13 protein-coding genes are annotated in these 10403 nt (G+C 54.1%); 7 read left to right on the plus strand and 6 right to left on the minus strand.

Going from position 1 to position 10403, the window contains the following annotated elements; genetic code table 11:
- Position 1: 1 nt before the first annotated feature.
- On the plus strand, positions 2–943 hold the full coding sequence (locus Q9R34_RS20010) for an ABC transporter substrate-binding protein (RefSeq protein ID WP_434123516.1): 942 nt from the start codon (positions 2–4) through the stop codon (positions 941–943).
- Between the two features lie 69 nt (positions 944–1012).
- On the plus strand, positions 1013–1531 hold the full coding sequence (locus Q9R34_RS20015; RefSeq protein ID WP_485896068.1) for an O-acetyl-ADP-ribose deacetylase: 519 nt from the start codon (positions 1013–1015) through the stop codon (positions 1529–1531).
- On the opposite strand, the gene Q9R34_RS20020 is transcribed toward Q9R34_RS20015, so the two are convergent.
- A complete protein-coding gene (locus Q9R34_RS20020; RefSeq protein WP_434123518.1) occupies positions 1528–1686 on the minus strand; it encodes a hypothetical protein in 159 nt (52 codons plus the stop codon). The two genes, Q9R34_RS20015 and Q9R34_RS20020, sit on opposite strands and share 4 nt — an antisense overlap.
- Positions 1687–1918: 232 nt before the next feature.
- Here Q9R34_RS20020 and Q9R34_RS20025 point away from each other — a divergent pair, with 232 nt between their 5' ends.
- Positions 1919–2980, plus strand: coding sequence for a diguanylate cyclase (locus Q9R34_RS20025; RefSeq protein WP_485896070.1), 1062 nt, complete (start codon positions 1919–1921; stop codon positions 2978–2980).
- A gap of 37 nt (positions 2981–3017) precedes the next feature.
- On the opposite strand, the gene Q9R34_RS20030 is transcribed toward Q9R34_RS20025, so the two are convergent.
- The 3 genes from Q9R34_RS20030 to Q9R34_RS20040 form a co-directional block, all read right to left on the minus strand.
- Positions 3018–3827: an SDR family NAD(P)-dependent oxidoreductase gene (locus Q9R34_RS20030; protein WP_485896072.1), complete on the minus strand. Its 810-nt coding sequence runs from the start codon at positions 3825–3827 to the stop codon at positions 3018–3020.
- 81 nt (positions 3828–3908) lie between these two features.
- Entirely contained in the window at positions 3909–4697 is a 789-nt protein-coding gene (map, locus tag Q9R34_RS20035) for a type I methionyl aminopeptidase (protein WP_485896074.1), read from the minus strand.
- Complete coding sequence (locus tag Q9R34_RS20040) at positions 4694–4939, minus strand: ParD-like family protein (RefSeq protein ID WP_434123523.1); 246 nt, start codon at positions 4937–4939, stop codon at positions 4694–4696. The genes map and Q9R34_RS20040 overlap by 4 nt, the downstream gene beginning before the upstream one ends.
- Before the next feature lie 357 nt (positions 4940–5296).
- Between Q9R34_RS20040 and Q9R34_RS20045 the strand changes: the two genes are divergently transcribed.
- Positions 5297–6034 (plus strand): metallophosphoesterase, encoded by a 738-nt coding sequence (locus Q9R34_RS20045; protein WP_485896076.1) that lies wholly within the window; start codon positions 5297–5299, stop codon positions 6032–6034.
- On the opposite strand, the gene Q9R34_RS20050 is transcribed toward Q9R34_RS20045, so the two are convergent.
- Positions 6009–6758 carry a 2-phosphosulfolactate phosphatase gene (locus Q9R34_RS20050; protein WP_485896078.1) on the minus strand — a complete coding sequence of 250 codons (750 nt, stop codon included), beginning with the start codon at positions 6756–6758 and terminating at the stop codon, positions 6009–6011. The two genes, Q9R34_RS20045 and Q9R34_RS20050, sit on opposite strands and share 26 nt — an antisense overlap.
- A 121-nt stretch (positions 6759–6879) precedes the next feature.
- Between Q9R34_RS20050 and Q9R34_RS20055 the strand changes: the two genes are divergently transcribed.
- From Q9R34_RS20055 to Q9R34_RS20065, 3 genes are all read left to right on the plus strand, one after another.
- On the plus strand, positions 6880–7191 hold the full coding sequence (locus Q9R34_RS20055) for an antibiotic biosynthesis monooxygenase (RefSeq protein ID WP_485896080.1): 312 nt from the start codon (positions 6880–6882) through the stop codon (positions 7189–7191).
- Between the two features lie 98 nt (positions 7192–7289).
- A complete protein-coding gene (locus Q9R34_RS20060) occupies positions 7290–8645 on the plus strand; it encodes an amidohydrolase family protein (protein WP_485896082.1) in 1356 nt (451 codons plus the stop codon).
- Positions 8646–8966: 321 nt separating this feature from the next.
- On the plus strand, positions 8967–9785 hold the full coding sequence (locus Q9R34_RS20065; RefSeq protein ID WP_485896084.1) for a helix-turn-helix transcriptional regulator: 819 nt from the start codon (positions 8967–8969) through the stop codon (positions 9783–9785).
- Here the strand turns inward: Q9R34_RS20065 and Q9R34_RS20070 are convergent.
- Entirely contained in the window at positions 9756–10394 is a 639-nt protein-coding gene (locus Q9R34_RS20070) for a LysE family transporter (RefSeq protein WP_485896086.1), read from the minus strand. The two genes, Q9R34_RS20065 and Q9R34_RS20070, sit on opposite strands and share 30 nt — an antisense overlap.
- Positions 10395–10403: the final 9 nt, after the last annotated feature.

Raw genomic sequence — 10403 nt, forward strand, 5'->3', positions numbered from 1 at the left:
TGTGAAAAAAGTGTTGCTGATGTTGTTGGCGCTACTGGTTGCGGGCGCGGCGCCCGCGCAGGCGGCGCAGAAGGTGCGCCTGCTGCTTGACTGGTTCGTTAATCCTAACCATGCGGCGATCTTTGCTGCCAAAGAGAGCGGCGCCTTTGCGCGTCAGGGGCTGGACGTTGAGATGATTGCGCCAGCGGACTCCGCCTCGGTGCCGCTGCTGCTGGCGGCAGGCAAGGCCGATCTCGCCGTCGGCTACCAGCCGCAGCTCTACACGCTGGTGGATAAAGGGGTGCCAGCCATCCGCGTCGGCACGCTGATCGGCCAGCCGCTCAACACCCTCACCGCGCTGAAAAGTGGCGATATCCACCAGCTGAAAGATTTCGAGGGTAAGACGCTCGGCTACGCCATTCCAGGGTTTGAGGATGTCGCCATCAAGACCATGCTCAGATCCGCAGGCGTGGACGTGGATAAAGTAAAGCTGATCAACCTTAATATGGACGCCGTCTCGGCGCTGCTTAGCCATAAAATCAGCGGCGCAATGACCCTTTATCGCAACTACGAGCTGCTGGAGCTTAAGCAGCAGGGCGCGGAAACCCTGACGTTCAAGCCAGAAGATCACGGCGTGCCCGCCTATGACGAACTGATCCTGCTGGCGAATGCCGGAACCGCAGCCACCGACCCGCGTATCGGCAAGTTTTTGCATGGGCTGAACGAGGGCGTGGCCTACCTGCGTGCCCATCCGGAAGCGGTCTGGCAGGCGTTTATCCGCGCTTACCCGGAGCTGAACACGCCGCTTAACCACCAGGCGTGGCAGGCGACGGTGCCGCTGTTCGCCAGCGATGCCGGTCGCTTTGACGAGGCGCGCTATCAGGCGTTTGCGCGTTATATGCTGGACAATAAGCTTATTGGCCAGGTCGCGCCGATGTCGCGCTATTCGCTGCCGTCGCAGTAAAGGCGCGCGTTGCCCGCGTGCTCGTTATCCGGCGCGTCTAGACTTAACGAACAGGATAAGGAGCTAATGATGACAGAGAAGATCACGCTGATGGCAGGCGATATCACCAAAATCGAGGCCGACGCGATTGTTAACGCGGCGAACAGTTCGCTGCTCGGCGGCGGCGGCGTAGATGGTGCCATTCACCGCGCCGGCGGGCCGGAGATACTGGAGGCGTGTCGGGCTATTCGCAACCGGCAGGGCGGCTGCCCTACCGGCGATGCGGTGATCACCACCGCGGGAAAACTGCCAGCACGCTATGTTATTCATACCGTGGGTCCGGTCTGGAACGGCGGCAGTCAGAAGGAGGCGGAGCTGCTAAGGCGCGCCTATGACAGCTGTTTTGAGCTGGCACGGCAGCACGATATCAGGAGCATCGCGTTTCCCAACATCAGCACCGGCATCTACCGTTTTCCAAAGCAGAAGGCGGCTGAAATTGCGCTGGCGGCGACAGAAGCGGCGCTGGCGGACAATCCAGCGCTGGACGAGGTGAAAATTGTCTGTTTCGATGAGGAAAATTACGCAATCTATGCCGCACTGCTTAACTAAGGCATCACCAGGCCAAGGATAAGCAGCACGACGGCTACCACGGCGTAGACGCCCGCACGCGTCAGCAGGTTTTTCTGCTGGCGCTTCACGCCCATGAATAAGAATCCCAGCGCAATACAGAGCGCCATGAGTGAAACCAGTAAGTATGCTGACATGCTAACTCCTGCTAAAAAAGCCTTATTTAACATGCCAGCAGCGGGGACGACAGCCGATTTACACTTCTATTAAAAACGTATCCTGACCCCGCTAAAACCCTGCTCATTAACCTGTCCGGGCGGCTTTCTTGAGCATCCTTGTGAGAAGATAAGAAAATTCCTAAAAAATTTCACCGATTTAAACCAAATCCCGATAAACTGCGAGAACCATCCGCCTCTCAATACTGATTTAATGAATTATTATTCTCCTGATGACAGGCATCTGAAGTTACGCTCGACACGGTTCGTCAGGCGCATGTTTGCTATGCGACAGCTGGGAACCCTTCTCTGCTTCTATCCCATTCTGTCGGTATTAATGGAGTCGGGAAAAAGCCTGAGCATCTGCGCGCTGCTGTTCGTTAATGCCTTTTTCTGGCCCTGGATGGCGTGGCGGCTGGCGCTTGCCTCGGACGATCCCACCGGACGCGAACGCACCAACCTGACGCTGGACGCCGCCTTTGGCGGCATCTGGGTAGCGATGATGGCGATCAGCCCGCTGCCGTCTTTCGTTATCATGGCGGTTCTGGTGGCAGACCGCTACGCCGCGGGCGGCCTGGCGCAGCTTATCGCCGCGCTGCAGGCTTTCCTGGTCGCCTTCGTGCTGACCTGGGCGTTGCAGGGCGCGCCGGTCACGATGAGCTTCAGCACGCGCACGGTGTGGCTGACGCTGCCGCTCGCCACCTTCTATCTGCTGGCGTTAAGCGTGGTCTCTTATAACCTGACGCTGAGTCTGCGTTTGAAAAATCGTGAGCTTGAGCGGATCGCGCTGATGGATCCAGGGCTGAAGATCCCCAACCGGCGGCTGTTTGAACGTCGCCTGGAGAGCGAGTTTCTGCGCACTCGTCGCGGGGAAAGCGCCGCCTGGCTAATGCTGATCGATGTCGACCATTTCAAAGCGGTCAACGACAGTTTTGGCCATGAAGCGGGGGATTTTCTGCTGGCGGAGATCTCCGCGCTGCTGCGCGACGGCGTCGGCATCGAGGATATTCCGGCGCGCTTTGGCGGCGACGAGCTCTGCGTGATCGTGCGCGATGCGCAGGATGCGGGGATTCTGGCACTGGCGCAAACCCTGAAAACGCGCATCGCGCAGCTTCGTTTGCCTACGTCGCCGGACTTTTCCTGCACGGTGAGTATCGGCATCGCGCCCGCCAGTATGGCGGATTCGATCCATCACTGGCTGCGCCACGCCGACGAGGCGCTCTATCAGGTGAAGCGCGACGGCCGCAACGGCGTGCGCCTCTGGCAGCCGGCGTAAACGCCGAGCGTTAAATTCCCCAGCAGGGCGCGCGCTGTCAGCCTGATGAGGCTTTTTTACCGGCCGAGCCCGGTTCAGAAATCATGCGATGGCGCTGCGCCTTCTGGGATTCACTCTGCAGGCGATTGAGCACGTCGCCCTCATGTTCAGCCTCATCGCTGCCGTAAACGTACTCATGACCGCTCATCAGCGCATACCAGGCGCGCTCGGCGACCTCGCTGGGCTTCGTCGGCTGCGAGGCGCCTACGGCGGTGTCGGTCTGCCCCGCATTTTTGAAGAAGTTGGTTTCGGTAGCACCAGGCATCAGCAGCGTCATATTCAGGCCGCTGCCCTTCAGTTCGTTGCGTATGGCCCAGAAGAAGGAGTTAACGAAGGCTTTGGATGCGCCATAAATCGCTTCAAAAGGAATGGGCGCCGTCCCTGAAACAGAGGAGGTCATCAGCACGTGGCCGCTGCCGCGCTGGATCATGTCGGGCAGGAAGATCTTAGAGAGATGGACATAAGAATCCACATTCAGCCTGATAAGCTGAAGCTCTTTTTCCAGCGCCGTTCCGCCGATAAAACGTCCACCTAAACCCTGTCCGGCATTGATAACCAGCGCGTCGATATCTCTGCCCAGGCCGTCGACTTTCTGCTTCAGCGCCTCAATCTCTTCATAGCGGCTAAGATCGGCGGCGATAGGCTGTACGCTGCCGCCAACATGTCGCAGCGCTTCGCAGGCGTTATTGAGCTTCTCCTTATTTCTGGCGACGGCGATAATATCGTAGCCGTGTTGAGCGAAAAGCTTCGCCAGTTCGAAACCTATGCCGTTTGATGCCCCGGTGATTAAAGCCAGTTTATTGCTCACTGTTTTCCCCTTTTTTCATGAAAGCACAGTAAGCCTGGCACGAAAAAAGGGGCGAAGAGTGATTTCCCGCCTGCGCGGGCGTTAAATCGCAGGATAGTCGCCGTAGCCGTCCGGCCAGGGCGTCAGCAGATCAAATCCGCTTTCCGTTACCGCCAGGGTATGTTCCCACTGCGCCGAAAGCGAGCGATCTTTGGTGACCACCGTCCAGCCGTCTGAGAGCACACTGGTGCCCGCTTTACCGGCGTTGATCATCGGCTCAATGGTAAAAATCATGCCGGGCTCGAGCGCCAGGCCTTGCCCGGGCGTGCCGTAGTGCAGGACCTGCGGCTCGTCATGATAGATCTGACCGACGCCATGGCCGCAGTAGTCGCGCACCACGGAGAAACCGGCGCCTTCCGCGACGCGCTGGATCGCCGCGCCGATATCGCCCAGCGTCGCGCCCGGCTTCACGGCGCGAATGCCCGCGACCAGCGACTGATAAGTGATATCCACCAGCCGCCGCGCACGCACCGAGGGTTCGCCGACAAAGTACATGCGGCTGGTATCGCCGTACCAGCCCTCTTTAATGATGCCGATATCGATATTGACGATATCCCCTTTTTTCAGCCTTTTGGCCGAGGGGATGCCGTGACACACCACGTGGTTCACCGAGGTGCAGGTGGTGCGCGTGTAGCCCTGATAGCCGATATTGGCGGGGATCACCTTCAGTTCGTTAACGATAAAATCGTGGCAGATCTCATCCAGCTCTTCTGTGGTGACGCCTGGCTGCACGTGCGGCGCAATCATCGCCAGCACCTGTGCCGCCGCGTGGCCCGCCGCGCGCGCCAGCTCAATTTGTTCCTGGGTATGAATCTTTACGCTTCTCTTCACTGCGCTTCTCCTTGTGGCAGGCGATCGGCAGGGGAGAGGAGCTGACGCAGGTCGCTGCCGTGCTCCAGCTCGACGCGGATCAGCAACTGCGCCAGCTCCTGCTGGGTAAAGTGCGGATAGAGCTCTGCCAGCATGCCTAGCTTGAGCCAGTGTTCAGCCTGGGCGTTAATTGAGCGGCTCATCGCCTGGCTGGCGATGCGCAGATTTTCATGCATCAGATCGGATATTTTAACAATGCCCATGGTTGGCCTATATGAAACGTATATGGTTTGTATATAGGTTACGCTTTGCGGGCTGATGTGCAAGAGGAATGTAGCGCTGCTTCACCTTTACACCTCTTCTTTTAGAGGCGATTGAATTCCGTATGGAGCAGATGGGCCTGCGGCGAGAAACCTTGTGGCAGCGACTGGGCACCTCAACTGCGTCTATGAGGCGCTGAACATTTTGTTGGCCTGCCTCACTGGGCCTAAAATTTGCCCGTTGTCTGCTGTACTTTCAAAGAATCAGCTCAATCATATTCAGCGTCATAATGTTGGCTCACACTTTACATATAAATTAACCCCTTGGTTGACCGTCGCACCTTAATTGTCGAGGTCTTTATGTTGATAGCGCAGGTTTCAGATATCCACGCGTCACCTGAAAACGATAACTTACAACGGTTTGACCGGGTGCTAATGTGGCTTACGCATTTGCGACCTGACGTATTGGTACTTACGGGTGATCTAACTGATGGACATTGGCATGAGGGTTATAAACAGATAGCTGTGCGCCTGAACCAGCAGAGTTATCCTTCGCTCGTCCTGCCAGGCAATTCAGACGGCCGCCGTTTGATGCGTTCGGTATGGGCGGAAAATAAATGGGCGACTGATGCGCCTGCGAAAACCCTGCACTTCATCCATGATGTTGGCAGTCTGCGATTAATAGGTCTGGATTCTACGGTTGATACTCACGGTTATGGCAGCGTGACTGACCATCTAGAATGGCTGGACAAACAACTCAATGAAGCTGAGAGCTTGCCATCCTTGCTGTTTATGCATCATCACGTATTTAGATCAGGCATACCTACGCTGGATAAATCGATGTGCAGAGGCCTTGGTAAGTTAGATGAATTAATTAAACGTACTCCGGCCAGACTAGTGGCCATTTGTGCCGGACATGTTCACCGACCGATTGCTGGCACGTTCGCAGGCGTTCCCGCTTATATATGTGGCTCTGTCTGCCCGGCCAATCCCGTCTGGTTTGGAACAAAACATATTCCTCCTGTCGTTGATCCACCCGCATTAATGATTCACCGCTACAGCAGTGACATTCTTACCAGCCATCATGTATGCGTTTAAACGATGCATAAAAATCACCATACAGCTGGCATGCCAGCTTAGCTGTATCCACTTCAAGACAAAGAGCGATATCCTCATTAAACCCTCGCTGCTGAAGCTCAAGCGCTGAAGAACACTCATGAAGCGGCAGCAGGTTTTGCTTTTGATAAAACTGCCAGGCAGCAATGGCTGACTGCGCTTCTGGAGAATAACTCCCGCGTCCCATTGCGGCGATGATGCCACCGGCTGCTGCATAATCCTCAACAGCGGGACGAATGCTGTTATCTGGCCATCGCTCTCCACAGGGGATCACCAGGACACGCCTGAAGCCGCTACACGCTTCTGCCGTAGCAGAAAGGTTTCTGAAGCAGCCGCTGAAAACCGTAATGCCTTCATCTCTAGCTTTGAATGAAATGGCCGAACCATTAGGAGATGGAAGTACCAGACTTTCACCCTCGCTAATCCTCTGAATCGAGACTGGTGACAAACTGTAATCTCCAGCGCTGAATCTTCTGTCAGGACTGGCTGTCTTCGCGCCGATTTTCCTGCCGAACTCGCTGGCAGACTCGTTTTTCCACGGATACGGATAAATGCGGGCACCCTTATCGACAGCCAGGCTGACGCACGTTGAGAACGACATAACGTCAACAATGACAGCACAGTCGACCTCCCTTGCAAGATGCTCTACGGCAGACAGGCCCCATTCCAGGCGAATCTCATATTTATTCTGACTGAACCATTGCACGAGGCTTTCTCCGTTACAGGATGCCGGTGAGATGAAATTAACAACAGCGTACGCTCACGAATCACACCTTCCCCTACACTATGTTATGTTTAAAACCCTTCCATAACATGAGGGTAGAAACATGATAGTAAGAACATGGCACGGATGCGTACCCATCAAGTATGCAGAAGGCTTTGCAGACCATTTGCAAAAAACGGGCGTTGAACATTCAGAGAGGACACCAGGAAATCTGGGAGCGTATGTACGCAGAGAGACGCAGGGTAAGTGGGAGCATTTCTTTCTGGCGACTTACTGGAAAGATCTTGAGGCTGTAAAGGCATTCGCAGGCGAACAATACCAGATTGCAGTTACCTATCCGGATGATGAGCAATTTCAGCTGCTATCCGATCCTTACGTCTTCCAGCATCACGTCCAAACGATATCTCCTTTGTAATCATTTGCTGGCTGACGCTGTGCGGCTGTTCGGCCAGTGTCACAAAGAAGCCCTGCCTATACTCTGATTCAATCCTGTTTAATTACGATGGAGTAGGTATGTCATGTCAACTTCGAGCAGCACTAATTACCGCCTGCTGTTTCTCTGCTTTAGTCAGCGCCGCCCCTCAGAACACGCTGCTCATCCGCCAGGGTTACCTGTTACCCATGACAGTCAACGGACAGGATCAGCCTTCGACCGACATCCTGATCCGCAATAACCAGATAGTACAGATCGGCAAAAATCTTGTCGCCGCCGACGCAAAGATAATTGACGCCCGAGGTAAATATGTCATGCCGGGGTTCGTCGATGCGCATAATCATTTATGGGTCACCACCATGCGTGGCCAGTTCAGAAATAAACAGGGAAAGTTTTTCCCTGTCAGTAACAAGCTAGCAAAGGAGATGCAGCCGGATGATATCTGGCAGGCAATGTATTCTGGTTCGCTTGAACTGTTACAGTCAGGAATTACGACCACTGGCGACTTCTTTGATAACATTCATGGCCCTGCATGGGGTGATGCTGGCTTCAGAGCGCTGGAAAAAAGCGGCATTCGCGCCATCATGTATTACGGTGGTCCTGATAAAACCACGAGAAGCATGATTGATTTGAGGCACCTGGCTGAACTTAAAAAGCAGTCAACCGATCGTGTTCAACTCGGGCTGGGCTGGCGGATCCCCAGGGACTTATCCAGCCAGCAAAACTGGGCTATGCGGGATAAAGAATACAGATTTGCTGTTCAGCACAATTTGCCGATTCAGGTGCATGTTAGCGGCGATGCCCGTCCAATGTTCGATGCACTTATAGACCGTCAATATTTATCGCCATCGCTGACGGTAATACACGCAAGTGATGCGCTCCCGCAGCAGCTAAATGCGTTGCAGAAATCGGGTGGTGGGCTGGTATTAACACCGGTCAGCGAGCAACGCGTTGGTTATGGGCTGACCAGGCTTGATCACTTTGAGGTTGTTGAAAGGCAGGGGCTTGGTATAGATGGTAATGCATTGTCTGGCGGGGCTAACATGTTTGAAACGCTTCGCACAGCTGCGCTTACTGAAAGTGGTCAGGCAAAGGATGAAACGCTTCCAGACGCGCGCCAGCTTCTGGCGTTAGCAACGCGTCGTTCTGCTGAATCGATAGGGCTGGGGGCATTAACCGGCACGCTGGAAGAGGGTAGGCGGGCAGACATTCAGATAATTAATCCCAACTCGCTGAATATGGCAGGATTTGGCGGTGGCGATCCTGCAGCCCTCATCGTCTACTCGGCTCAACCGGAAAATGTGGAGACGGTCATTGTCGACGGCCGCATTATCAAAGCAGAGGGAAAGCTGCAGGGCATTGATCTGGAAGAGCAGCTAAGAGCGACTGAGGCTTCTGCAAAAAAATTTTTAGAGCGCAGTGAATCGCAGAGGTAATGAGGCCTGCTAATGGGCCAGCCATAAGGACATAATAATGTCCTTATGGCACAAAGCGGACATCAGGAATAACGTCCTTCTGTCCCTTTATTGCATTGCCAGTCCGTGTGTCCTGGTGAACTAACCGACAAAGCCAGCTAGATTTATCAGGCCGCGCGGGCCCTGTCTGGTCAGGAAGGGACATGTCCGATTGCTGGCAGACTGCACCCGGAGGATAATTTATTCGCTGGAGTCCTAAAACCACCAGTTGAAAAAGCGTTCAGTAAATGGTTTTATAATTCATTAATAATTATTCACTATTGCTGCATAGGGTCAGATACGTTGTCACTAGAGTCTGCAGAATGGTTTAGCCGGAATGGCATAGAGTGTTCACGGGTCAGAGCCCGTAATTCGGGCTTTCCGAAACATCTTCACGATGAATATGTCATCAGTGCCAACCTGACGGGGGTGGAAGAAATCTGGCTGGCAGGTAAAACCGCGTATGTTAAAAGTGGTCAGGTTACCTTATATAATCCGGGAACCATTCAGGCTTCGCGTTTTGATACTCAAGCCGTGGAATTCATCAGTGTGCACATACCCCAGACAGTGATAAAAATGCTTGCAGATGAGGACAATCTCAATAGCGCTCATGAAGCCCCTGTTCTGCGAGAAGGCATAATTAATAACACTCGCCTGTTTGACGCGCTGTACCGTTTTGCAACATCAGCCCGGCTGGAGCAGGGCACTGATGAGGAGCAGGAACTGATTTTACTTTGTGGTGAGCTGCTTGAGACGCCAGCTCTACTTCATAGAGGTAATGAACAGAAAATCAGCGTTGTTATCGAATACTTGCAGGAGCACCTCAGCGTAAAACCGCAGCTGGAGATGCTCGCGCAGCTGGCGGGGATGAGCAAATATCATCTTGTGCGCTTCTTCACCCGGCATACGGGTATGCCGCCTCTGCAATATCATATGCAGCTTCGTCTGCACCATGCCCGCGACTTGCTTCGCAGAAACGTGCATCCGCTCGATGCGGCGATAATGCTGGGATTTTACGATCAGAGTCATTTCATTAATGCATTTCGCAAAGTGATGGGAATAACACCCCATCACTATGCTTCGCAGGTCAGATTAGGTCACCATAAACTCCCGGTAACCTGACACAATCACGTAAAGCGCAAAATAGCTGAATATGAGCGCTGAGGCTATGTAGGAATATTTAAGCAGGCGATGGCCAAGCAGTTTGCCTCCAAAACTTCCAACCAGGCACAAAACACAGGTCCAGAACATTCCCGCGATGAAAAAGCCACTCAGAAACCAGGACGTTGCCGTAACGCTGTGCTGGCCCATCCGGGATATCAGCGCACCGCCAACTGTCGCAAACCACAGAATGGCCGTGGGGGAGGACATGGCAAGCACCACGCCTCGACCAAATTCACGCAGCAGCGGGCGATACTGATGGGTTTCGCTCACGTTAAGCTCTGAGGCCTTCCTGAAGGCGGCCACCAGCATTTTGCCGGCGAACCATAAAAGCATCGCACCACCGCCAATCCACAGTATCCAGCGTACTGCTTCATACTGAAGCATTACGGCCATTCCCGCCAGCGCCAGTAATGCATATGCCAGGTCACCCACACAGGTTCCCATTCCCAGCCAGAAACCATGAAAATACCCGCGTTGCATGGCAAGGGTAATCATGGCGATATTGGCAATCCCGATATCAAGACACAGCGAAAGGCTCAATAAAAAACCATTTGAAAACTCGATCATAACGTAAAG

It is taken from the genome of Enterobacter sp. BRE11, from assembly GCF_031844285.1.
Lineage (GTDB): Bacteria > Pseudomonadota > Gammaproteobacteria > Enterobacterales > Enterobacteriaceae > Pantoea.

Excerpts from the sequence above, each read along its gene's own strand:
- Q9R34_RS20015 (WP_485896068.1), top strand. The coding sequence starts at position 1,013 with ATGACAGAGAAGATCACGCTGATGGCAGGCGATATCACCAAAATCGAG.
- Q9R34_RS20020 (WP_434123518.1), bottom strand. The coding sequence starts at position 1,686 with ATGTCAGCATACTTACTGGTTTCACTCATGGCGCTCTGTATTGCGCTG.
- Q9R34_RS20025 (WP_485896070.1), top strand. The coding sequence starts at position 1,919 with ATGAATTATTATTCTCCTGATGACAGGCATCTGAAGTTACGCTCGACA.
- Q9R34_RS20040 (WP_434123523.1), bottom strand. The coding sequence starts at position 4,939 with ATGGGCATTGTTAAAATATCCGATCTGATGCATGAAAATCTGCGCATC.
- Q9R34_RS20045 (WP_485896076.1), top strand. The coding sequence starts at position 5,297 with ATGTTGATAGCGCAGGTTTCAGATATCCACGCGTCACCTGAAAACGAT.
- Q9R34_RS20055 (WP_485896080.1), top strand. The coding sequence starts at position 6,880 with ATGATAGTAAGAACATGGCACGGATGCGTACCCATCAAGTATGCAGAA.
- Q9R34_RS20060 (WP_485896082.1), top strand. The coding sequence starts at position 7,290 with ATGTCATGTCAACTTCGAGCAGCACTAATTACCGCCTGCTGTTTCTCT.
- Q9R34_RS20070 (WP_485896086.1), bottom strand. The coding sequence starts at position 10,394 with ATGATCGAGTTTTCAAATGGTTTTTTATTGAGCCTTTCGCTGTGTCTT.